The sequence below is a fragment of the Acinetobacter sp. NIPH 298 genome (genome assembly GCF_000369505.1).
Taxonomy (GTDB): Bacteria; Pseudomonadota; Gammaproteobacteria; order Pseudomonadales; family Moraxellaceae; genus Acinetobacter.
Window position 1 is genome coordinate 124,893 of record NZ_KB850054.1, and the last position, 22,394, is coordinate 147,286.

At 42.0% G+C, this 22,394-nt stretch carries 21 protein-coding genes; 18 read left to right on the forward strand and 3 right to left on the reverse strand.

Translation table 11 applies throughout. From position 1 onward, the window contains the following. Positions 1-91 precede the first annotated feature (91 nt). A complete protein-coding gene (locus F903_RS02975) occupies positions 92-1,297 on the reverse strand; it encodes an amino acid aminotransferase (RefSeq protein ID WP_005194506.1) in 1,206 nt (401 codons plus the stop codon). Positions 1,298-1,723: 426 nt separating this feature from the next. On the opposite strand from F903_RS02975, the gene F903_RS02980 reads away from it, so the two are divergent. The 14 genes from F903_RS02980 (at position 1,724) to F903_RS03040 (ending at position 15,416) form a co-directional block, all read left to right on the forward strand. Continuing rightward, positions 1,724-2,434, forward strand: a complete 711-nt coding sequence (locus F903_RS02980; RefSeq protein ID WP_005194508.1) for a GntR family transcriptional regulator — start codon at positions 1,724-1,726, stop codon at positions 2,432-2,434. Further along, positions 2,427-3,308 carry a methylisocitrate lyase gene (gene prpB, locus F903_RS02985; RefSeq protein ID WP_004667983.1) on the forward strand — a complete coding sequence of 294 codons (882 nt, stop codon included), beginning with the start codon at positions 2,427-2,429 and terminating at the stop codon, positions 3,306-3,308. The genes F903_RS02980 and prpB overlap by 8 nt, the downstream gene beginning before the upstream one ends. A gap of 174 nt (positions 3,309-3,482) precedes the next feature. Further along, positions 3,483-4,643, forward strand: a complete 1,161-nt coding sequence (prpC, locus tag F903_RS02990; protein ID WP_005194510.1) for a bifunctional 2-methylcitrate synthase/citrate synthase — start codon at positions 3,483-3,485, stop codon at positions 4,641-4,643. Between the two features lies 1 nt (position 4,644). Continuing rightward, the gene (acnD, locus tag F903_RS02995) at positions 4,645-7,266 is read left to right on the forward strand and encodes a Fe/S-dependent 2-methylisocitrate dehydratase AcnD (protein ID WP_005194512.1); all 2,622 of its coding nucleotides are present in this window, start codon (positions 4,645-4,647) and stop codon (positions 7,264-7,266) included. 75 nt (positions 7,267-7,341) lie between these two features. After that, on the forward strand, positions 7,342-7,956 hold the full coding sequence (locus F903_RS03000) for a hypothetical protein (protein WP_034594857.1): 615 nt from the start codon (positions 7,342-7,344) through the stop codon (positions 7,954-7,956). After that, positions 7,956-8,945, forward strand: a complete 990-nt coding sequence (locus tag F903_RS03005) for a DUF262 domain-containing protein (RefSeq protein ID WP_005194516.1) — start codon at positions 7,956-7,958, stop codon at positions 8,943-8,945. Before F903_RS03000 ends, F903_RS03005 begins: the two co-directional genes overlap by 1 nt. 118 nt (positions 8,946-9,063) lie before the next feature. Continuing rightward, entirely contained in the window at positions 9,064-9,207 is a 144-nt protein-coding gene (locus tag F903_RS16335) for a zinc ribbon-containing protein (RefSeq protein ID WP_005194518.1), read from the forward strand. 124 nt (positions 9,208-9,331) lie between these two features. Then, positions 9,332-9,907: a DUF4126 domain-containing protein gene (locus F903_RS03010; RefSeq protein WP_005194520.1), complete on the forward strand. Its 576-nt coding sequence runs from the start codon at positions 9,332-9,334 to the stop codon at positions 9,905-9,907. A 147-nt stretch (positions 9,908-10,054) separates the two neighbouring features. Then, positions 10,055-11,011, forward strand: a complete 957-nt coding sequence (locus F903_RS03015; protein WP_005194522.1) for a carbon-nitrogen hydrolase family protein — start codon at positions 10,055-10,057, stop codon at positions 11,009-11,011. A gap of 170 nt (positions 11,012-11,181) precedes the next feature. Then, positions 11,182-12,069, forward strand: a complete 888-nt coding sequence (locus tag F903_RS03020) for a DMT family transporter (RefSeq protein ID WP_005194524.1) — start codon at positions 11,182-11,184, stop codon at positions 12,067-12,069. A gap of 757 nt (positions 12,070-12,826) precedes the next feature. Continuing rightward, on the forward strand, positions 12,827-13,618 hold the full coding sequence (locus tag F903_RS03025; protein WP_004668005.1) for a 4-hydroxy-tetrahydrodipicolinate reductase: 792 nt from the start codon (positions 12,827-12,829) through the stop codon (positions 13,616-13,618). 132 nt (positions 13,619-13,750) lie between these two features. Continuing rightward, the gene (locus tag F903_RS03030) at positions 13,751-14,416 is read left to right on the forward strand and encodes a pseudouridine synthase (RefSeq protein WP_005194527.1); all 666 of its coding nucleotides are present in this window, start codon (positions 13,751-13,753) and stop codon (positions 14,414-14,416) included. 19 nt (positions 14,417-14,435) lie between these two features. Continuing rightward, positions 14,436-14,921 carry a GNAT family N-acetyltransferase gene (locus F903_RS03035; protein ID WP_005194528.1) on the forward strand — a complete coding sequence of 162 codons (486 nt, stop codon included), beginning with the start codon at positions 14,436-14,438 and terminating at the stop codon, positions 14,919-14,921. Positions 14,922-15,047: 126 nt separating this feature from the next. After that, positions 15,048-15,416, forward strand: a complete 369-nt coding sequence (locus F903_RS03040) for a ribonuclease E inhibitor RraB (protein WP_004668009.1) — start codon at positions 15,048-15,050, stop codon at positions 15,414-15,416. Positions 15,417-15,467: 51 nt separating this feature from the next. Here F903_RS03040 and F903_RS03045 read toward each other — a convergent pair whose 3' ends face one another. Then, positions 15,468-17,558: a TonB-dependent siderophore receptor gene (locus F903_RS03045; RefSeq protein ID WP_005194529.1), complete on the reverse strand. Its 2,091-nt coding sequence runs from the start codon at positions 17,556-17,558 to the stop codon at positions 15,468-15,470. Positions 17,559-17,637: 79 nt separating this feature from the next. Here F903_RS03045 and F903_RS03050 point away from each other — a divergent pair, with 79 nt between their 5' ends. Further along, positions 17,638-18,786 carry an acetyltransferase domain-containing protein gene (locus F903_RS03050; RefSeq protein WP_005194530.1) on the forward strand — a complete coding sequence of 383 codons (1,149 nt, stop codon included), beginning with the start codon at positions 17,638-17,640 and terminating at the stop codon, positions 18,784-18,786. A 79-nt stretch (positions 18,787-18,865) separates the two neighbouring features. Here F903_RS03050 and F903_RS03055 read toward each other — a convergent pair whose 3' ends face one another. Beyond that, positions 18,866-19,336: an Lrp/AsnC ligand binding domain-containing protein gene (locus F903_RS03055; RefSeq protein WP_004668012.1), complete on the reverse strand. Its 471-nt coding sequence runs from the start codon at positions 19,334-19,336 to the stop codon at positions 18,866-18,868. A 137-nt stretch (positions 19,337-19,473) separates the two neighbouring features. On the opposite strand from F903_RS03055, the gene F903_RS03060 reads away from it, so the two are divergent. Genes F903_RS03060 through F903_RS03070 form a run of 3 tightly spaced genes read left to right on the forward strand, consistent with a single transcriptional unit; the run spans position 19,474 to position 22,228 of the window. Further along, positions 19,474-20,730, forward strand: a complete 1,257-nt coding sequence (locus F903_RS03060; RefSeq protein WP_005194531.1) for a D-amino acid dehydrogenase — start codon at positions 19,474-19,476, stop codon at positions 20,728-20,730. A 24-nt stretch (positions 20,731-20,754) separates the two neighbouring features. Next, entirely contained in the window at positions 20,755-21,882 is a 1,128-nt protein-coding gene (gene alr, locus F903_RS03065; protein ID WP_005194533.1) for an alanine racemase, read from the forward strand. Then, the gene (locus F903_RS03070) at positions 21,869-22,228 is read left to right on the forward strand and encodes a RidA family protein (RefSeq protein ID WP_005194535.1); all 360 of its coding nucleotides are present in this window, start codon (positions 21,869-21,871) and stop codon (positions 22,226-22,228) included. The genes alr and F903_RS03070 overlap by 14 nt, the downstream gene beginning before the upstream one ends. Positions 22,229-22,394: the final 166 nt, after the last annotated feature.

Below are 22,394 nucleotides of genomic sequence, written 5' to 3' on the forward strand. Positions count from 1 at the left end.
TTGCAGTATACAAAGACAGCGGAAAATAAAAAATGGCTGCTTCAGTTGAAACAGCCATTCTTAAGTAAAGAAGTGTAGATGAATTTATAAGTTAAGCAGATTTCGCTAAAACTTCAGCAACCGCTTTCGCAACTTTATAGACATTATTCATGTTTAAACCAGCAACGCAGATACGACCACTACGAACGAGGTAGATTGCGTATTCTTCACGCAAGATATCCACTTGTTCAGCAGTTAAACCTGTGTAACTGAACATGCCTTTTTGATTCACCAAGTAGCTAAAGTCACGTTCTGGCAATGCTTTGGTCAGTTCATCTCTTAAGATGCTACGCATTTTAAGGATACGTTCACGCATTTCTTTAACTTCATCTTGCCACTGTTGGTTTAGCTCAGCGTCATTTAACACTTGATCCACTAACCATGCACCTGTTGTTGGTGGGCTAGAGTAGATACGACGAACCGTTGCTTTCAACTGACCAAATGTGCATTTTGCTGCTTCTGCATCATCACAAACGAAAGTCAAACCACCAACACGCTCACCGTAAAGCGAGAAGATTTTAGAGAATGAGTTGCTGACGATGAAGTTTAAACCAGATTGATCTAGGGCACGGATTGCATAGGCATCTTGTTCCATACCATCGCCAAAACCTTGGTAGGCGATGTCTAGGAATGGAATCAAATTACCTTGTTTTAATACCGCAATCACTTGATCCCATTGTGCTGGATTCAAATCCGCACCTGTTGGGTTATGACAGCAAGGGTGTAACAACACAATGCTTTGTTCAGGTAGTGTTTTCAGCGTAGACAACATGCCATCAAAATCGACACCACGCGTTTCAGCATCGAAGTATGGATAGAAATTACTTTTGATGCCTGCACCATTGAAGATGGCAACATGGTTATCCCAAGTCGGTTGACTCACCCAAACTTCTGAATTTGGAAAATATGTTTTTAGAAAGTCAGCACCGACTTTCAATGCACCTGATCCACCCAATGTTTGAATCGTCGCAACACGACCTTGTTGAATTGCTGGGCTATTTGCGCCAAACAATAAGGCTTGAATCGCTTCACGGTAAGGTTTGAAACCTTCCATTGGAAGATAAAGCTTGGTTTGCGTATTCTTCGGTGCAATCCGTTTTTGCGCTTCGATAATGGTATCAAGCTGAGGAACGATGCTGTCTTCGTTATAGTACAAACCAATACTGAGGTTCACCTTTTCAGCGCGTGGATCAGCATTGAACTGTTCCATTAATGAAAGAATTGGATCGCCTGCATAAGGTGGGATATGTTGAAACATTAACAATGTCCTTTTATTCAACAAGGGGCATGGAGGTGTTTTTGAATGCCCAATAATGTACCAATAAAGTGCAGATGAAGCACTCTATTATTTGCATTTCTAGTGCAGTATTTACTTACAAAATCAGTCAAAGACCAACAGATTATCAGGATTGTCGACAATCAAGCTGTCATACCATCGTCGTAGAATAAAAAAGATAAAGTCAGCTTTGTAACAAGGATCAAAACAACATTGAGTTGATCGTGTTCTATAAGTTTTTGTTTTATTTGTTATTAATATGACTCTTGATTTGGTTGCTGATTTGTTTAGGCAGGGTCTGCCACTGGTGAGATTGTCCGAGACCTGATTTTTATTGTCGACAATCCTATTGCATTTTTGCTTATATTTCGTTATAAAATCATCAAAACGGTAGAGATTGTCGACAATATGCAGGATACCCTTGTTCCACAAGCCATCAGCACCAGTCAGGGAAGAACACTGACGGAACACGTATTTAAGCAAATTCAATCGGCGATTGTTCTGGGGCAGATTCCTGCGGGAAGTAAGATTTCTGAACCTGAACTGGCACGTATTTATGGGATTAGCCGTGGGCCTTTGCGGGAGGCGATTCATCGTCTCGAAGGACAGAAGTTGGTGGAGCGTACTGCGCATATTGGTGCCCGTGTGGTGTCTCTCTCGCTGCAACAGTTCCAAGAGCTGTATCAGATTCGTGCTTCTTTAGAAGGGTTGGCGTGTAAACTCGCTGCTCAGCATATTGATAAAAAACAAATCTTGGCGTTACGCGATGTATTACGTTTGCATGCCGAGGATGAAAATTTTAAAGCAGGTAAAGGTTATTATTTACAAGAAGGGCACGACGACTTTCATTACTGCATCATCAAAAGCAGTGGCAATAAAACCTTAGAAAAAATGCTCTGTGATGAGTTGTACCACCTCATTCGCATGTATCGAATCCAGTTTTCAAATACCCCTGATCGACCAAGCAAAGCTTTGGACGAACATATCCGCATTTTAGATGCGATTGCTGAAGGTGACGGTGAACTCGCCGAAATGCTGATGCACCGTCACATCAATGCATCCTACAAAATTGTTGAGCAAACATTGCTGCAAACTCAAGGAGAATATCAACATGGCTAAACAGTCTGCTGGTCAGCTATTCCGCGACGCGGTCGCACAAGAAAAACCATTACAAGTGGTGGGGGCAATTAATGCAAACCATGCTTTATTGGCAAAACGTGCAGGTTATAAAGCCATTTATTTATCAGGTGGCGGTGTCGCGGCAGGTTCGTTGGGCTTACCTGATTTAGGCATTAGCAACCTTGATGACGTATTGACAGATGTACGTCGTATCACTGATGTTTGTGACTTACCATTATTGGTGGATGTGGATACTGGTTTCGGCGCATCTGCATTTAATATTGCTCGTACCACCAAGTCGATGATTAAGTTCGGTGCAGCAGCGATGCATATCGAAGATCAAGTCGGTGCTAAACGTTGTGGTCACCGCCCAAATAAAGCAATCGTGACACAACAAGAAATGGTTGACCGCATCAAAGCAGCGGTTGATGCACGTACTGATGACAGTTTTGTGATCATGGCACGTACGGATGCTTTGGCGGTTGAAGGCTTACAAGCAGCGATTGATCGTGCAGGTGCATATATTGAAGCAGGTGCGGATATGTTATTCCCTGAAGCAATTACTGAATTGGCTATGTATAAGCAGTTTGCTGATTTGACCAAAGTTCCTGTATTGGCGAACATTACTGAATTTGGTTCTACGCCACTTTTCACCACGGAAGAATTGGCTTCTGCCGATGTCAGTATTGCTTTATATCCACTTTCTGCATTCCGTGCGATGAATAAAGCAGCAGAAAATGTGTATGAGACTTTACGCAAAGAAGGTACACAAAAGAATGTGGTGGACACCATGCAAACTCGTCAAGAATTGTATGAGCGTATTAACTACCATGCGTTTGAACAATATCTAGATGGAACTTTTGAAAAGAAATAAGTAATAAATCTCCCCCCCTTGCGGAACCATGTTCCTCATCTTTGAAAAAGAGGGGAATAACATAAATCTTAGATTGTCTAGGATGAATGTGAAATCCCTCTTTTAAAAGGGGGATTTAGGGGGATTAGGGAATTGGCAAGTTTTAACCCAAAGATATAAAAAAAGGACAATCTTATGAGCAGTAATGAAACGCCAACAACAGGCTTCAAACCAAAAAAATCAGTTGCACTCAGTGGTCAAGTTGCAGGAAACACTGCACTGTGTACCGTAGGGCGTAGCGGCAATGACTTGCACTATCGTGGCTATGACATTCTTGACCTCGCAGTGGGCAGCCAATTTGAAGAAGTGGCACACTTACTAGTACATGGCAAACTGCCAAACAAAGCCGAACTCAAAGCTTATAAAGCAAAACTCAAAGCACTGCGTGGCTTACCTGCTGCACTTAAAACTGCGCTTGAGCAACTTCCACCGTCAGCACACCCGATGGACGTGATGCGTACTGGCGTTTCAGTTTTGGGCTGTTTAACGCCTGAACACGAAGATCACAACGAAGCGGGTGCAAAAGACATTGCTGATAAATTGATGGCAAGCCTAGGCTCAATGTTGTTGTATTGGTATCACTTCAGCAACAATGGTCGCCGTATCGAAGTCGAAACTGATGATGACTCGATTGCTGCACATTTCCTGCATCTACTTCATGGCGAAAAACCATCTGAAGAATGGATTGAAGCGATGCATACCTCATTGATTCTGTACGCAGAGCATGAGTTCAATGCCTCAACATTTACCTCACGTGTCGTAGCAGGTACAGGTTCTGACATGTACTCAGCGATTACAGGCGGTATTGGTGCGTTGCGTGGACCAAAACATGGTGGTGCAAACGAAGTTGCCTTCGTCATCCAACAACGTTATGACAATGCCGACGAAGCAGAAGCAGACATTCGTAGTCGTGTTGAAAAGAAAGAAGTGATCATCGGTTTTGGTCACCCTGTATATACCATTTCTGATCCACGTAACGAAGTGATCAAGAAAGTGGCTTATGATCTTGCTGAAGCGCAAGAAAATAACAAAATGTATTTGATCGCTGAACGTCTAGAAGCGGTGATGAAAGAAGTGAAGAACATGTTCCCGAACCTTGATTGGTTCAGTGCAGTGAGCTATCACTTGATGGGTGTGCCAACCGCAATGTTCACGCCATTGTTCGTGATTGCACGTACCGCAGGTTGGTCAGCGCATGTGATTGAGCAACGTCAAGACGGCAAAATTATCCGTCCAAGCGCGAACTATACGGGTCCTGAAAACTTAGAATTCAAAGCTTTGGCGGAGCGTGGCTAATATGAATAACACACAATACCGTAAACCGCTGCCAAATTATGATGGCGATACCCAGCTCGAATACTATGACGTGCGTCAAGCCGTTGAAGATATTCAGCCAGGCGCATACGCGACTTTACCGTATACCTCGAAAGTATTGGCAGAGCAATTGGTGCGTCGTTGCGACCCAGCATTGCTCAATGATGCCTTAACTCAGTTAATCGAACGCCGTCAGGACATGGATTTTCCTTGGTATCCTGCACGTGTAGTTTGTCATGACATCTTAGGTCAAACCGCTTTGGTTGATCTCGCAGGTTTGCGTGATGCCATTGCGGAGCAAGGTGGCGATCCAGCGAAAGTCAATCCAGTGGTTCCAACACAATTGATTGTGGATCACTCACTTGCAGTTGAGTTTGGCGGTTTTGATCCTGACGCGTTTGAAAAAAACCGTGCCATTGAAGACCGTCGTAACGAAGACCGTTTCCACTTTATTGAGTGGACGAAGACAGCATTTAAAAATGTCGACGTGATCCCTGCGGGTAACGGCATCATGCACCAAATCAACTTGGAGAAAATGTCTCCAGTGATTCAGGCGCGTGATGGAATCGCATTCCCAGATACCTGTGTCGGTACAGATTCACACACACCACATACCGATGCGCTTGGCGTAATTTCGATTGGTGTCGGCGGTTTAGAAGCTGAAAATGTCATGTTGGGTCGTGCTTCGTGGATGCGTCTACCTGACATTATTGGAGTTGAGTTTGTCGGTCAACGTCAAGCAGGCATCACTGCAACTGATATCGTTTTGGCGCTCACAGAGTTCTTGCGTAAAGAGCGTGTGGTCGGTGCTTACCTTGAGTTCTTCGGTGAAGGCGCAGACACCATGTCGATTGGTGACCGTGCGACCATTTCCAATATGACCCCAGAATATGGTGCAACTGCGGCGATGTTCTACATCGACCAAAACACCATTGACTATTTAACTTTGACAGGTCGTGAAGCAGACCAAGTCAAACTGGTTGAACAATACGCCAAAGAAATCGGTCTTTGGGCATCAGATATGACCCAAGCACAATATCCACGTGTACTTCGTTTTGATCTTTCAAGCGTAACGCGCAACATCGCTGGTCCATCAAACCCACATGCGCGTGTGTCTACGGCTGATTTGAAAGCCAAAGGCATTGCTGGTGTGGTTGAGCACCGTACTGATGGTTTGATGCCTGACGGTGCAATCATCATTGCCGCAATCACTTCGTGTACTAATACTTCAAACCCACGTAATACCGTGGCGGCAGGTCTATTGGCACGTAAAGCCAATGAACTTGGTTTAACGCGTAAGCCATGGGTGAAATCATCATTTGCACCGGGTTCAAAAGCTGCTGCGCTATATCTTGAAGAAGCAGGCGTACTGAAAGACCTAGAGAAACTTGGTTTTGGTATCGTGGCCTATGCATGTACCACCTGTAATGGTATGTCAGGTGCATTAGATCCAGTCCTTCAACAAGAAATTATTGATCGTGATTTGTATGCGACTGCGGTACTTTCAGGTAACCGTAACTTTGATGGTCGTATTCATCCTTACGCAAAACAAGCATTCTTGGCATCGCCGCCACTGGTTGTTGCTTATGCGATTGCAGGAACGATTCGTTTTGACATCGAAACCGATTCACTTGGAAACGATAAAGATGGTAATCCAATTTACCTGAAAGACATCTGGCCATCGGATGCTGAAATTGATGCTTTAGTGAAAGAGTCGGTCAAGCCTGAACAGTTCCGTAAAATCTACATTCCAATGTTTGATTTGGGTGTCAATGAACAAGCGGCAAGCCCATTGTATGATTGGCGTCCAATGAGTACTTATATTCGCCGTCCGCCGTATTGGGAAGGGGCATTGGCTGCGCCACGCACTTTATCCAATATGCGTCCACTTGCAATCTTGGGTGACAACATCACCACAGATCATTTGTCACCGTCGAATGCGATTGTGTTAGATAGTGCTTCTGGTGAGTATTTGGCGAAAATGGGTGTGCCTGAGGAAGACTTTAACTCATACGCAACCCATCGTGGCGACCATCTCACTACACAACGTGCGACATTTGCTAACCCGAAATTGTTTAATGAAATGGTCGTTCGTTCAGACGGCACCATTAAGCAAGGTTCAAAAGCGCGTGTCGAGCCTGAAGGCGAAGTGATGCGGATGTGGGAAGCGATTGAAACTTACATGAACCGTAAGCAACCGTTGATCATCGTTGCGGGTGCGGATTATGGTCAGGGTTCTAGTCGTGACTGGGCTGCCAAAGGTGTTCGTCTCGCAGGTGTTGAAGCGATCGTGGCTGAAGGTTTTGAGCGTATTCACCGCACGAACTTAGTGGGTATGGGCGTTTTACCGCTTGAGTTTAAGCCAGGTGTCAACCGTAAGACCTTAAAGTTAGATGGTACTGAGCTTTATAGTGTGATTGGTAATATCTCACCACGTTCTGACTTAACTTTGGTGATTGAACGATCGACGGCTGATGGTCGAAATGAAATCGTTGAAGTGCCTGTAACTTGTCGTTTAGATACAGAAGAAGAAGTTTCTGTGTATGAAGCAGGCGGTGTATTACAGCGTTTTGCTCAAGACTTTTTAGAAGGTCAAGTGGCTTGATACTTTAGTTAAAGGTTGTTGATATTGTTTAAAAAACGCCCTATCTTAATGATGGGGTTTTTTGTGTGGTTCGAAATGGATAATAGTGAATTTAAAAGGCAACTTTCAAGCCTTAAAAATGAAAGTGAAGTAAGTGATTTCTGTAGAAAATTAGTATTGCACGGTATTCCTTTTATTTTTAGAGAAAATGAACATAACTACTATGAATTCAGAAAAAGAATTGCCATTCAATTTGGTGTTTCATTTCACGAAGTATATATTACTGGTTCAGCTAAGTTGGGATTTAGCCCATTCAAAGATAAAGATTTTGATTTAGATTCAGATATTGATGTAGCTATTATTTCAGAAAAATTCTTCGAAGAGATAATGTGGAAAATTAATAAATTCCAACAAGAATATAGAGCATCAAGAAAGACTTTAAACTATTCAGAGGTACAGAAATATCATGATTTCTTAGAATATACGGCATTAGGTTGGATTCGCCCAGATAAACTTCCAGTTTCATTTCAAATGAAAGAATTAAAGAATAGTTGGTTCGAGTTTTTTAATAGCCTTTCCTATAATCGATCAGAAATCGGAAACTATAAAGTTTCAGGTGGTGTATTTAAAACATATCAACACTATGAAAGTTACATTGTGAGTGGGTTTGTAGGTTTGCAGAAAAAATATATTATTCAAGGAATTAAATAATGAGTCATCAAATTAAGCCGTCTGTTACTAATCCTACTATTGCAGATATATTTCAAAAAATATCAGATCAAAAGCTGGATTTAGCACCATCCTTTCAAAGGCGTTTTGTTTGGACTCAAGAGCACCAAGAGCAATTTATAGATACAATTTTAAAAGGTTTTCCTTTTCCTGAGATCTATGTGTGTCAAGGAGAAACAGATCTTAAAAAGATAATTACAAAGCAAAAAGTCATAGATGGGCAACAGCGTCTAACTACTATTATAAATTATATCAGTGATGAATTCGAAAGACCTTTGAAATTGGTCAAAAGATTTTCAGAACTTAATGATATTGAGCGTTCAAATTTCCTAGAATATCAGGTGGTTATGCGTGATATTGGTAAGGTTAATGAGGACATTGTAAAAGAAGTTTTTAGACGAATAAACCTTACGAAGTTTAAGTTAGATGATATTGAAATCCATAATGCTATTTATGATGGAAAGTTTATTCAAGTTGCAAAAAAATTATCAAATGAAATTGATTTGAGCAAATATAATGTATTTGATGATTCGGAAATAACAAGGATGGTCGATGTACATTTTTTTCTATCCGTCATGTCAACACTTGAGAGGGGTGGTTATTTTGTAAGAGATACAGAAATTGAGAAGTGTATTGCTGAGTTTAATGAAGTATTTGAAAATGAAAATTTAAGAAAATCCGAAATACTCTACGCTTTTTCTATATTGGACAAATTGGAACTTCCTTTAGATTCGATTTGGTTTAGAAAGTCAAATTTTTATACATTAGTTATTGAGATTACTAAAGTTCAAAAAACAAATAAAGTTGAATTAAAGGAAAAGCTATTACATCTTGAGAAAAATATTTTGAATAATAAGGGGTCTAATGCGAATATTTATGGTGAGTATTATGGTTATATGTATTCTGGAACAAATAGTAGAAAGGCTCGTGTTCGTAGAGGAGAAATTTTTCAGCAAGAAATATTTGGTTGAAAAACCTATGTGAGTTTTTAACCTTTCCGCCACTAACTCTCGTCAAAAAGGTCAATAAATAATCAATACTATCAAGTTATAGTATATGTACCATTTCTAAAATCTATGGAGAACAAAGATGGTGACTGCTGGCGAAAGACCCGGAACTGGTTTCTATTTTTGTGTCCAATGCGGACATCGCGCTTATTTAGAAATTGGTACTGATCGTTTACCTCCGTGTACCAAATGCCTTGGCAATCAATTCAACAGCAAGAATGCCTAAGCCGCAAACAACAAACAGTTATCCACTGTTTTAAAAAAAGCCCTATCTCGCGATAGGGCTTTTTTGTTGGCTTAAAATATGAAATAAATAGATCGACCCTATACAGCAAACAAGGAAAACCAATATGGAAACAATTTTAGGACTCTGTATAGGCGTAGGATTAAGTGCTGCCTGTGGTTTTCGTGTTTTTGTTCCTTTATTGGTGATGAGTATTGCGACCTTAATGGGATGGTATGAACCCGCAAAAGGCTTTGAATGGCTGGCGATTCCCGCTGTTTGTGTCGCACTCGGTTTTGCGACGATCTGTGAAATTGCTGCGTACTATGTGCCATGGGTCGATAATCTATTGGATACCGTCGCAACACCTGCGGCAGTGATTGCTGGAACGCTGACCACGATGGCAGTAATTAGTGGAGAAATGTCTCAGTTTGCAACTTGGGCAGCCGCGATTATCGTTGGTGGTGGAACAGCAGGTGCAGTTCAGTTCAATACCGTCGCTTTGCGTGGAGTCTCGACGGCAACCACAGGCGGACTCGGTAACTTTATGGTGGCGACAGGGGAATTGATTGGCTCAATTTTATTGTCAGTTTTGGCGTTTGTGATGCCTGTGGCGATTACGGTATTGGTGATTGTTTTTGTAGTGGTAACTGTACGTTGGGTACGGGCAAATAAGCGAGAAAATATAAGCCCTTTATTGTAGTTTATATATGGTGCGATGAATCTAGAGTTTATGGTCATTGCTGGAGTATTAGATAAATAAGCCGAAAATGTATCGAGCAGCGCCACAGTTTTTTAAAAATTTAATGCTAATCTTTTGAGAATAAAATTTCGACAGAAAAAGGTTCTCATGAAAATTGTAGCGATTCAACCTGCATTAAAACTTGGACAAGTCGAAGCAAATCTAAAAAAGCTTGAACAACTGATTTTAGCAGCATATCAGGAGCATCAACCTGATGTTATCGTGCTGCCTGAGTCCATGACTTCCCCAAATGTTTATTCACCACTGGCATTGCAGACACCACAACCATTACAAGGCGAACCTTTTCAACTATTAATTCGATTAGCAACGCAGCTCAATGTGGTTATGACTGGTGGATTTGTTGCAATTCGGGATGGGCACGCTTACGGCACTTATATCTTGGTCGAGGCGAATGGTGACTATCATCTGCATGACAAAGATATCCCGACGGCATGGGAGCAAAACTTTTATCGTGGTGGTGTCGATGATGGCGTAGTCGATTCAACCACCTTGAAATGCAAAGTTGCTTTAGTGTCAGGGTGGGAGTGGGCACGTTACGGTACTGCGAAACGCATCCGAGATCAGCGCGCACAACTGATTTTAGGCGGCATGTGTTGGTACTCCATGCCGATCAACTGGTATGGCGTGTTAGGTAAGTGGATGCGACACGAACATGAAATCTATAAACAACAAAGTGAAGCTTTGCCTGCCCAAATGGCACGGTTGACAGGCATACCTGTGGTACATGCCGCACATGTGGGGGAGGTAATGAGTGATATGCCTCTGTTACCGCATGTGAAATGGTTGACTGAAATGGTGGGTGAGACTCAAATCTGCGATGCATCAGGCAAGGTATTGGCACGGATGAGTTTGCAGGATGGCGAGGGCTATATTGCGGCAGAAGTTGAAATCGTTGAGCCGCAGCCTTTGGATCAAGTGCAGCCGCGTTACTGGATTCCAGATATGACCGTAACTTCAAAATTGGCGTGGCGTCTGGGTAATCTTCATGGCGGTTTAATGTATCGACTCCGACATCGCTTTAAAAAGTTTCCATGGCAAAACTAAGCATAAGCCCGCTATTTTTGATTTTTAGTAACGCTGTACTTTCGGTGATCTTTCACTTAAAAACAAGCAATTAAAACCGTATCAATCAAGGTGATTTTTCTAAACTAACGCTCGAAAAATCACAGTGAAGCGAGTAAATTACACGCATATTTGATTTTGCGCTCAAGCTTATGGCAATCACTTGGATCTTGTTCACTCTTATGGCTGCATTTATGCAGGCTTGGCGCAATGCATTTCAAAAACAACTTAGTACCACCGTTGATGTTTATGGTACGACACTCGCACGGTTCTTCTTTGCTCCGATTTTTGCCTTTAGTTATCTCGCATTTCTTTATTTTCACCAACCTGTTGCTACTGAAGTCCATTTTTCCAATAAATTTTGGTTCTATGTAGTGATTGCAGGCATTAGCCAAATCTATGCGACTGCATTGATGGTCAAATTATTTCAACAAAAAAACTATGCGATTGGGGTTGGACTGGCCAAAAGTGAAGCGATCTTGGCGGCCTTAGTCGGTGTTTTATTCTTACAAGAACATTTAACTGTGTGGGGCTGGATTGGCGTTTCAATCGGGGCTGTGGCGGTTTTTCTCCTGAGTAAAGGTCATCAGCAGGCCCAATTATCAGTCAAAACTTTGATGATCGGTTTAGGCAGTGGTTTATGCTTTGCGATTACGTCATTGTTGGTGCGTGAAGCCAGTTTGGAACTGGGCATGTTGCCATTTCTACATCGTGCAGCTTGGGTACTGTGCAGTCTGATCAGTTTCCAATGCATCATTATGTTGTTGTATCTCGGACTGTTTAGTCGAAAAACTTTGTATAGCATGTGGCAACGACTCGGGCTAACTTTTAAAGTCAGTGTCTGTAGTTTCCTTGCTTCATTGGGCTGGTTTAGTGCCATGAGTATGCAGACGGTGGCGATTGTTAAAACGCTCGGGCAGGTTGAGATTTTATTTAGCTTACTCATCTCGGCGTTTTTCTTTAAAGAGAAACTGGCAAGAACAGACCATCTCGGATTGTGGTTAGTTATTGTGGCGGCAATTATGGTGATTTGGGCGTAGTGTCTATTTATCTTGAAAACGTACCATTTCTCCACGTCTATTTTTGATTAAAATTTCGATTAAATATGATTTATAGAGAATTTTAACTGTATTTAAATCATAATAATGGTAAATAATTCTGATTTTAAAAATAAAGATGCAAAATTATTCCAAAATTGGCGGAAAATACCATTTTTTTAGGAAAACAATCCCACAGCGATCCCCCTAAACTATGTCTCAAGGGTGTGAAAGGGATCGAAAAGAGTAGCATGCGCCGAAGCTTACAAAGCAAGTGTGTACTTACCCAAAAGGTCTCGATTCGGCTTAGGACGCTATAAATCAAAAGTTTATAGGCAAAGGTTGTGACTTACAAAGTCATAGGTGTTGAAGTAAACAACATGTTTTCCCTTGATACCCTTAAAAATTCTGCGAAACAACAATAAATAAGAAAAATAAAAAAACATCTCACTTTTCCTCGCTGCAAAGCTCCTCCATCCTCTTCAATGACCGTATTTAAGTGATTGATTGTCAATAATTTCCGCTGACTAAACATCATGTGACATTTTAATAAGTTAAATATTTTCAATTATTTAGCTCTCATTGTCTCAGTTTAAATGAAGGTGCATTGATTGACAGGCTTATGTTGAGTTGTTAGTTTGGGCCTAACTTTGGCAGGCTGGAGATTTTTTACACTATTTATTTATGAGATGGCTCGCATCTGATAAATCTTTATAGGGGGATAGTTGGAAGCCCCTAAGTGCAGAAAAGGACAATTAAAATGAAAGTGGGTATCATGGGCTTTGGTAAAACAGGCCGTGCAGTTGCATCCGTATTATTAGAGTCAAAAAAGACCAGTTTACAATGGGTTATTCGTCAGTCTAAACAGCTTGAGCACCGATCTGTTCCTGAATTTTTGGGGGTTGAGGCAGATGATCCAGGCATTATCCATTCAAAAGATGAGTATTCTATCGTTGAACTTCTCGATCGCTATCCAGTTGATGTGATTGTCGATTTTTCCTCAGAGCAAGGCTTAGATTACTACGCTGAAGAAGCGGCAAAAAGAGGCATTACCATTGTCAGTGCCGTGTCCCAGTATCCCGATGCTCGCATCAATCAGCTCCATCAGCTTGCTGAAAGCACCTGTGTCTTGCATTCACCGAATATTACGATCGGAATTAACTTTCTGATTCTTGCCGCCAAAATATTAAAAAATATCGCCCCTTATACGGATATTGATGTCATTGAAGAACACTTTAAAGCCAAGTCTGAGGTGTCAGGCACAGCCAAAGTGATTACACGTGAGTTAGGGCTGTCTGAAGACACGATTAAATCAGTACGGGCTGGTGGGATTGTGGGGGTGCATGAAATCTTATTTGGTTTTCCATTTCAAACCGTTCGACTCAAACATGAGTCAATTACGCGTGAAGCTTTTGGCAATGGCATCTTATTTGCCATCGAAAACCTAAAAGATAAGCCTAAAGGTTTTTATAGTATGGAAGCGCTGTTATTGCCATTTTTTAAATTGGATGAGTCCGATAGCAGTATGCACATACAGCCAACGCGTTCTTGAGCAGAGCATTAGCTGATCTTGTTTCACGTGGAACACCTTCTATTATTATTGTGACCTCGCCAAAATGCTTTTGCCGAATGACGGGAATTTCTTTATGATTTGCGCTGATATTTGTTAGCCAATTGCGCCCTTATGCCTTTAAATGACAACTTTGTTTATATGCCACCGCAAGATCCGTTAGAAATCTTGTATGAAGATGAAGACTTGGTGGTGGTGAATAAACCTGCTGGGTTATTGTCGGTGATGGGGCGTTTACCTGAACATCAAGATAGTGCCTATTTGCGTGTTTTGGAAAAATATCCGACCGCCAAAGTCACCCATCGTCTGGATATGGCGACCTCTGGCTTGTTGATGTTTGCTAAGCATCGTGATGCAGAAGTTGCAGTCAGTAAAATGTTTCAGGCGCGTAGCGTGAAAAAACACTATGTGGCTTTGGTGCAGGGGCAGATTCAGGCTGAAGGCAGTGTCGAGGTTCCGTTGATTACCGATTGGGAAAATCGTCCACGTCAGATGGTGCATTTTGAAATAGGTAAGGCTGCCAAAACCTTATTTCAATCGTTGCACTATGATGCAGAAATGGATCAAAGCCGTGTGCGTTTAGAGCCTGTGACAGGACGTTCGCATCAACTTCGGGTCCATATGATGCATATTGGGCATCCGATTATGGGGGATAAACTCTATCATCCTGAACCTGCCAAGTTTCATTTAAAACGGATGGCTTTGCATGCCGCTTATCTGGCTTTTCAACATCCTTTAAATATGCAAAATATTGAAATTCACGCTGAGGTAAAATTCTAAAAAATAAAAGGGTGAGATGATGGTTTCAATTCAGCATACATCGTGGGTCGCATTATCCGAACAACAACAAGCACAATTAAAGTTGTTGTTATTGGAAGCTGATCCCAATTGGGCACAAATCTCGACTTATCTAGAACAAGCAAATATCTTTCTGATTGTTGATGAGCAGAATCATATCATTGCGCAACTGTGTCTAACTCAAAATGACCATGAGGCAGAGATTCAAAATATTGCAGTAGATCAAAGGATGCAAGGGCAGGGTTTGGCGAAGGCTTTAATTCAATCTGCGATTGAATATGTCGCGCCATTGGCAGTGCAAACTTTATGGGTGAAAACAGGTAATTCTAGTCTAAATCAACTCGGGCTGTATCAAAAATGCGGTTTTCGCATGTCGCGTATCGAGCGCGATGCTTTTAAAAACTATCCTGAACCTATTTTTGAAAATGGCATTCGGTGTCTGGATCAAGTGGTGCTTTCAATCGAATTTAATCACCTTGCGCGATAATTCACAGCGATGATTTGGTTCAAGTTCTGGCTACAATAATTATATTAATGCGTCTAAAAACTGACATAAAAATGGTTTAATCTATAGCCAAACGATCAAGTCAAATACATAACAAAGGATATTCTTATGACACGCGACCCTGAACAATTTCCCGATGACGACAACGGCAATGTGCTATGGCAAATGTTTGAAGATGGCAACGACCTGAGCGAACCCCATGAGGTGGAGTTTTCGATTGTGTTTGAGAAACAAGAACAAATTGAAAAATGTGCTTTGCATCTTTTACATCAAGAGCAAAAAATCTCAATGTTTCAAGAAGAATTGCACTCAGACGGTTCGGACATGTGGGTGCTGAATATTCATGTCAATATGATGCTTGAACATGAAGATATTGTAGATTTGGAAGAGTGGATGACTCGTATCGCTCAAGAGTTTGAGGGTGAGTACGATGGTTGGGGCTGTATGAGTTACATCTATGATGAAGAAGATGAATAATCATGGATAAAATATGACTCAGCTCGCTTGATACGGGCTGAGTCATATTGATTAGAATTTGAATTGAGCTGACACGGAGGCATTCAAAGGTTCACCCGGCTGAACCCATAAATCACTATAACTCGAAACATAATAGGTTTTATCAAACAGATTATTCAGGTTGAATTGATAGCGTAAGCGATCAGACGGTGCGTAATAGGCATTTAAATTGACCAGTGTGTAGCTTGGCAGATTAAAACCATTATCAAGATTATGACCACTACGCTCACCGACATAAGTGAGGTTGGCACCTACACCTGCTGTTCTCGCATCTTGTTGTAAAAATTCATAATTGGTACTGATAGAGCCTTGCTGTTTAGGCACATTGCTGAGGCGTGCTCCTTTTGCTAAGTCTTGGTCTTTTTCGATCTTGGCATCGGTATAGCTATAGTTGGCATTGAGTGACCAGCGATCCGTGATTTGGCTATTGAGATCCAACTCAATGCCTTGGCTGCTAACTTCACCTGCTGCAGTTTGAAAATTGCTATCCATGGGGTCGGTTGTCAGCACATTTTGCTTCTGCATTTTGAATAATGCGAGGCTGAGCAAGCTGTGATCATTGAGCTGATATTTGCTTCCAACTTCATAGCTTTGACCTTTTTCAGGGGCAAAGTTTTCACCGTTGCGATCCATACCACTGTTCATCGCAAATGAGCGCCCATAATTACTATAAAACGACCATTGATCCGATGCTTTGAAATTGACACCGACGCGTGGACTGGCTTGGTTAAGGCTTTGCTTGTGTTGGGTTTGGCTCAGATGATTTTCAAAGTTTTGTTCGACTCGATCAAAGCGAGTCCCGACTAAGACGCTCCATTGATCATTGAAGAACATCTGATCTTGTAGGTTGAGCGCAAAATACCGTTGTCGCTCATCGGTATCTGTAAATGGCGCTAAGCTTGGTGTGTACTGTCTATAATTTGGCTGATAAATATCAATGGTATTGGGGCGGTCAGCACTATGATTGCGACGTAATTGATATTGACGATAGTCCAATTGTCCCAATTCTGTTGAAACAACAACTTCATGACGTGCCCATGTGCTGTCTAATTTTCCCAGCAGTTCGGTTTGTGCCAGTACATCTTCGCTTTGATAATCACGATAACGACGTTGGCGTTCCAATGTTCGAGCATCGGCTTGCATACGCCGTGGTTCAGTTGAGAAACCAACCATTTGCGCATCTTTATAACTGAGTGCACTGTTGAGTTTCCATGCATCATTAAATTCATGGCTTAAACGCAATTGATAAAAATGGTCTTTGACGCGCATATCGCCATCACTGGGTTCACCAGTGAAGGTTTTTGGATTCATCACAAACTGTTTCTGAACAGTACTGATGCCGCGGTCAAAGGTGCCTAAATGTTGGGTAAATTCACTGTCAAAATCGAGTTGGGTTTGGTCTGAAATTTTCCAAGTCAGTTGTGGTGAAAAGAACCAACGTTCGCTACTGACATGATTACGGAAGCTTTGATTGTCTTCATGAGCAACAGCAAAACGATAAGCCAGCGTATCATTGATTGGCGCAGTGTGTTCGAGGCTGATGCGGTATTGCTCTTGGCTATTGGCACGAAGATTTATTTCACTCTCGCTTTGCCACTGTGGTTTTTTACTATTGATATTGAGTAGCCCGCCTGTTTCTCCACGCCCATACAGTGCAGCCATCGGTCCTTTTAGAAAATCCAGTGATTCGATATTGACCATATCTTTGGGTGCGCTGACCCCACGATTCACGCTTAAACCATTACGAATGGTTGCAGCACCGAGATTGGGATCGCTACTAAAACCACGAAAGGAATAATTATCCCAAAATCCGCCGCCATAGTTATTTTGATGAAACACACCACTGACCAAGGTTAAGGCATCGTCAATGCGTTGCACATCTTGTTGCTCGATCACTTGTTGAGAGATAAAAGAGCGGTTAAAGGGGATATCGAGTACATCGTGGGAGAATTTGCTTGCGCTACTGTTTTGCTGGATATCCTGTTGAGATGTATCCGCTTGAATACGGATGGTTTCAAGTACCGTGGTCGGGTCATCTGCCCATGTTGTTGTAGAGAAAAGACCAAGCCCCAAGCAAGACCAAAATCCAAGTGTGCGTTGCATAAATCATCAACCAAAGAAAGACAAAAGGAGTGTTTTGTAATAGTATAACATTACATTAATTTTTAAATCTTTTTTTGTTATGTCCTTAGTGAAAACGAGCCAACGGTTACAGTCGATTGACGCATTGCGAGGTTTGGTCATTCTGATCATGTTGCTCGATCATGTCAGAGAAACTTTCTATCTGCATAAACAAGTACCAGATCCAATGGATGTATCCGCGACTGAACCCGCTTTATTTGGCAGTCGTGTGTTGGCACATCTTTGTGCACCTATTTTTGTGTTGTTGACGGGTATCTCCGCTTTTTTGTTCTATTCAAAAACACAAAGTTTGCAACAAACACGGGCTTTTTTATTAAAGCGTGGTCTGTTTTTAATTGCACTTGAGTTGACGTTGGTCAATTTTGCTTGGACCGCAACATTCCCACCTGACGTGATTTATTTACAAGTGATTTGGGCGATCGGGATCAGTATGGTGGTCTTGGCGGCGTGTATTCGTTTGCCTTTACCTGTGATGGTCCTGAGCGGCCTGACTGTTATTTTTGGGCATAATCTTTTAGACAGCGTGCATTTCTCCGAAGGAACTGCAATACAGACATTGTGGCTGGTTTTGCATGAGCGTGGCTGGATCGAGTTTGCAGGAATCAAATTACGTACTTCATATCCTATTTTACCGTGGATTGGCGTGATCTTATTGGGCTATGCCTTGGGACATTTCTTTAGTCAAAAATACACCGCCAAACAAAGAAATCAGTATTTATTGGGCATCGGCTTGATCAGTCTCGGATTGTTTATTTTACTGCGTTTGATCAATATCTATGGCGATCAGCCTTGGCAGCATTTTGATAGTTTACAACTCAGTATCATGAGCTTTTTTAATCTGACGAAATATCCACCCTCTTTACTTTTCCTTTTGTGGAATGTCAGTGTGGGGCTGATCCTTTTGGTGGTATTTGATCGTTGGCAGCAACAAAAGTGGTTTAAACCTTTGGTGGTGTTTGGTTCAGTGCCGATGTTCTTTTATCTACTGCATTTGTATGTGCTGAAGTTACTTTATGTACTTGCGGTAAGTATTTGGGGTGTCAATCAAGGCGCTTATCTTTCGGTTGCGCATGTATGGATGCTGTGGCTGATTTCGATTGGATTGTCTTTTGCGCTTTATCCTGTGGTGAAGTGGTTTTCAACATTCAAACATCAAAATAAACACATCGCGATTTTAAAATATTTTTAATCGTGAAATATCTATATCTCTAAAGCGTGTCCGAGCCAGACGCGCTTTAGCTTAGGGCTGTCGTAAACAGCGGCGAGCGTCAGCTCCTACTCATATCTAAATATAAAGACTCTTTTACTTCCTCCATCACCACATAACTATGTGAAGATGCAGATGCGGGTAGTTTTTTCAATAAGTCACCCAATAAGCGTCGATAAGCACTCATTTCTTTGAGTCGTGCTTTGACTAAATAATCAAATTCACCTGAGATTAAATGACATTCTAATACTTCAGGAATATCGACCAGATCTCTCGCGACCTGATCAAATACATCACCTGATTTGGCAGACAGCTTAATTTCTAAAAATACCAATAAGCTGCGATCCACATACGCAGGGTTGAGCCGAGCGTAATAGCCCATGATCACACCTTCACGCTCCAATCGTTTCACACGTTCTGAGCAGGGCGTGGTCGATAAATTGACACGTGAGGCCAGCTCACTAATTGCAATACGACCTTCACGCTGCAAAATCTCTAAAATCAGGCGATCAATACGATCTAATGTACGCATAGATTATTTCCTTTTATTTTAATTTTTTCATGACAAATCGATTAAATTACCTAGATTATAAGCCTAAAAACAGTCAAAAAAACTATTGATACGAAAATATACTAGTTAAATAAACTAGTGGGCGAGAGGGACCTATTATGCGCGTTATCGTTTTAGGAAGTGGTGTTATTGGTGTAGCAAGTGCTTACTACCTTGCGCAACAAGGTGCTCAAGTGACTGTACTTGATCGTCAGTCTGGCCCTGCCCAAGAAACGAGTTTTGGTAATGCAGGACAAATCTCGCCGGGTTACTCAACACCGTGGGCTGCACCCGGTATTCCATTTAAAGCAGTGAAGTGGATGTTCCAACATCATGCACCGCTTGCAATAAGTGTGGACGGTAGTATGTGGCAGCTACAGTGGATGGCACAAATGCTAAAAAACTGTAATCCACAAAGTTATGCGGTCAACAAAGAACGCATGATGCGTGTGGCTGAATATAGCCGTGACTGTTTACGTGACCTCAGAGCGCAAACTGGTATTCATTATGAAAATCGCTCTAAGGGCACACTACAAGTGTTTCGCAATGACGCACAACTTGAAGCGGTACAACGTGATATTCAAGTGTTAAAAGAATGTGGTGTGGACTTCAATTTGCTCAATGCTGAACAACTTGGCAGTGTTGAGCCTGCATTAGCGCATAGCGATAAACTGGTGGGTGGTTTGCATTTGCCGAATGATGAAACAGGTGATTGTTACCTCTTTACCAATGCTTTGGCAAAAATCGCTCAAGACTTGGGTGTCGAATTCAAATTTGATCAAAATGTGGAAAAACTGATTGTTGAAGGCGATCAGATCAAAGGCGTGATGGTCAATGGTGAAATCCTGACTGCAGACCGATTTGTGCTGGCCTTTGGCAGTTATTCACGTGACTTCCTGAAACCACTTGAACTGAATTTACCTGTTTATCCCGTGAAAGGTTATTCACTCACTGTGCCGATTGTTGATCCTAGCCTTGCGCCACAATCAACTGTATTGGATGAAACCTATAAAGTGGCGCTGACGCGATTTGATCAACGGATTCGTGTCGGTGGTATGGCGGAGTTAAGCGGTTTTAATCTGGGCTTGAATGAAGACCGCCGTGGCACTTTAGAAATGGTGACACGAGATCTATTTCCCGGTGGAGATTTGGAACAGGCATCATTCTGGACTGGTTTACGTCCGATGACCCCAGACAGTACTCCGATCATTGGTGCGACCAAATATAAGAATTTATTCCTGAATACAGGGCATGGCACGCTAGGTTGGACCATGGCTTGTGGTTCGGGCAAGTTGATCAGCGATTTGGTCATGAATCATCGTACCGAGATTAGTACCGATGGTTTGTCGATTCAGCGTTATTCACACGCGGCATAAGTTGAGTTTACAAGGAAGTTAATCATGCCTCGTCCAATTACTGCGGTGATTCACAACCAAGCTTTACGCCAAAATCTTGAGCGTGTTCGGCAATCTACGCCGAATAGCAAGGTCTTTGCTGTGGTGAAAGCCAACGCTTACGGACATGGGATCGAACGTGTCTATGATGCTTTTAAAACAGCGGATGGTTTTGCCTTACTCGATATTGATGAAGCCAAACGTTTACGCGCATTGGGGTGGTCAGGACCGATTCTGTTGCTTGAGGGTATTTTTTCACCCCAAGACTTGTTTGACTGCGCGCAATATCAACTCAGTTTCACCATTCATAATGAACAACAAGTAGAATGGTTACAACAACATATCTATCCTGCCCAGTTCGATATTTTCCTGAAAATGAACAGTGGGATGAATCGTTTAGGCTTCAAGCCACAACAATATCGTCAAGTTTGGCGACATCTTCAGCGTCTGAGTAATGTCGCAAAAGTCACCCATATGATGCATTTTTCTGATGCGGATGGAGAGCGTTTCGGCCAAGTCGGGGTGGATTATCAACTGACCGAATTTGAGAGCAATATTCAAGATTTGCCCGGTGAAAGATCGATCAGCAATAGTGCCGCCATCCTCAGATACTCCACTCAACTGCAATCTGATTATGTCCGTGCTGGCATTATGCTTTACGGCAGTTCGCCTGATTATCCAAAACACACGATTCAAGATTGGGGACTCGCCCCAAGCATGAGTCTACGTAGTGAAATTATTGCAATACAACAATTAAATGCCCATCAAAGCGTCGGTTATGGTTCTAGTTTTGTCGCAGAACAGCCAATGAGCATAGGCATCGTCGCCTGTGGTTATGCCGATGGTTATCAACGTATTTCACCGACAGGCACACCTATTTTAGTGGATGGCATTCGTACCCGCACCATTGGTCGAGTCAGCATGGATATGTTGGCTGTCGATTTAACGCCCATCCCAAATGCTGTGATTGGCAGTGAAGTTGTGCTTTGGGGGACCTCAAAAACAGGAAGTATTTTACCCATTGATGATGTTGCAGCAGCCTCAGGCACCGTCGGTTATGAACTGATGTGTGGGGTGACCGCACGTGTCAAATTTATCAATCAAGACGAAGGAAATCATCATGTCACATTCTGATATTCAGAAAATCAACTCGACTGAGGTCATGAGTGCCGTCACTGTTTTTAACAAGGTGGTGTATTTATCAGGACAAGTGCCTAAAAATCCAGACCTCGATATTGAAGGACAAACGCGAGATATTCTGGCGACGATTGAGCAGCTCTTGGCTTCGGCAAATACCGATAAATCACGCCTATTGTCGGTTCAACTGTTTTTAAAAGATCTCTCTGATTTTCCGACGGTCAATGCGATTTATGTGGATTGGTTAAAAGGTTGTGTCGCACCGTCGCGTGCCACGATTCAAGCTGATTTGGTCAATCCGAACTGGCTCATTGAAATTGCAGTGATTGCAGCACAAAAATAAAGCAAACAGTGATCGTTTTGCTTAAATAATATTAAAAAAGATGAAAAGTAACGTATTTATTGTAGATAAAACAGCAGCAGATGCGTATTTTCTTGCAATGAATATGCGCCAGCCATTTTAACAGAGCGTGAATCAACGCAACAAAATAAAAAGGCTGGCTCATACA

Excerpts from the sequence above, each read along its gene's own strand:
- F903_RS03045 (WP_005194529.1), bottom strand. The coding sequence starts at position 17,558 with ATGCAACGCACACTTGGATTTTGGTCTTGCTTGGGGCTTGGTCTTTTC.
- F903_RS16335 (WP_005194518.1), top strand. The coding sequence starts at position 9,064 with ATGGTGACTGCTGGCGAAAGACCCGGAACTGGTTTCTATTTTTGTGTC.
- F903_RS03070 (WP_005194535.1), top strand. The coding sequence starts at position 21,869 with ATGTCACATTCTGATATTCAGAAAATCAACTCGACTGAGGTCATGAGT.
- F903_RS03020 (WP_005194524.1), top strand. The coding sequence starts at position 11,182 with ATGGCAATCACTTGGATCTTGTTCACTCTTATGGCTGCATTTATGCAG.
- acnD (WP_005194512.1), top strand. The coding sequence starts at position 4,645 with ATGAATAACACACAATACCGTAAACCGCTGCCAAATTATGATGGCGAT.
- F903_RS02980 (WP_005194508.1), top strand. The coding sequence starts at position 1,724 with ATGCAGGATACCCTTGTTCCACAAGCCATCAGCACCAGTCAGGGAAGA.
- F903_RS02975 (WP_005194506.1), bottom strand. The coding sequence starts at position 1,297 with ATGTTTCAACATATCCCACCTTATGCAGGCGATCCAATTCTTTCATTA.
- F903_RS03035 (WP_005194528.1), top strand. The coding sequence starts at position 14,436 with ATGGTTTCAATTCAGCATACATCGTGGGTCGCATTATCCGAACAACAA.
- prpB (WP_004667983.1), top strand. The coding sequence starts at position 2,427 with ATGGCTAAACAGTCTGCTGGTCAGCTATTCCGCGACGCGGTCGCACAA.
- F903_RS03040 (WP_004668009.1), top strand. The coding sequence starts at position 15,048 with ATGACACGCGACCCTGAACAATTTCCCGATGACGACAACGGCAATGTG.
- F903_RS03010 (WP_005194520.1), top strand. The coding sequence starts at position 9,332 with ATGGAAACAATTTTAGGACTCTGTATAGGCGTAGGATTAAGTGCTGCC.
- alr (WP_005194533.1), top strand. The coding sequence starts at position 20,755 with ATGCCTCGTCCAATTACTGCGGTGATTCACAACCAAGCTTTACGCCAA.
- F903_RS03005 (WP_005194516.1), top strand. The coding sequence starts at position 7,956 with ATGAGTCATCAAATTAAGCCGTCTGTTACTAATCCTACTATTGCAGAT.
- prpC (WP_005194510.1), top strand. The coding sequence starts at position 3,483 with ATGAGCAGTAATGAAACGCCAACAACAGGCTTCAAACCAAAAAAATCA.
- F903_RS03000 (WP_034594857.1), top strand. The coding sequence starts at position 7,342 with ATGGATAATAGTGAATTTAAAAGGCAACTTTCAAGCCTTAAAAATGAA.
- F903_RS03055 (WP_004668012.1), bottom strand. The coding sequence starts at position 19,336 with ATGCGTACATTAGATCGTATTGATCGCCTGATTTTAGAGATTTTGCAG.
- F903_RS03025 (WP_004668005.1), top strand. The coding sequence starts at position 12,827 with ATGAAAGTGGGTATCATGGGCTTTGGTAAAACAGGCCGTGCAGTTGCA.
- F903_RS03060 (WP_005194531.1), top strand. The coding sequence starts at position 19,474 with ATGCGCGTTATCGTTTTAGGAAGTGGTGTTATTGGTGTAGCAAGTGCT.
- F903_RS03015 (WP_005194522.1), top strand. The coding sequence starts at position 10,055 with ATGAAAATTGTAGCGATTCAACCTGCATTAAAACTTGGACAAGTCGAA.
- F903_RS03030 (WP_005194527.1), top strand. The coding sequence starts at position 13,751 with ATGCCTTTAAATGACAACTTTGTTTATATGCCACCGCAAGATCCGTTA.
- F903_RS03050 (WP_005194530.1), top strand. The coding sequence starts at position 17,638 with ATGTCCTTAGTGAAAACGAGCCAACGGTTACAGTCGATTGACGCATTG.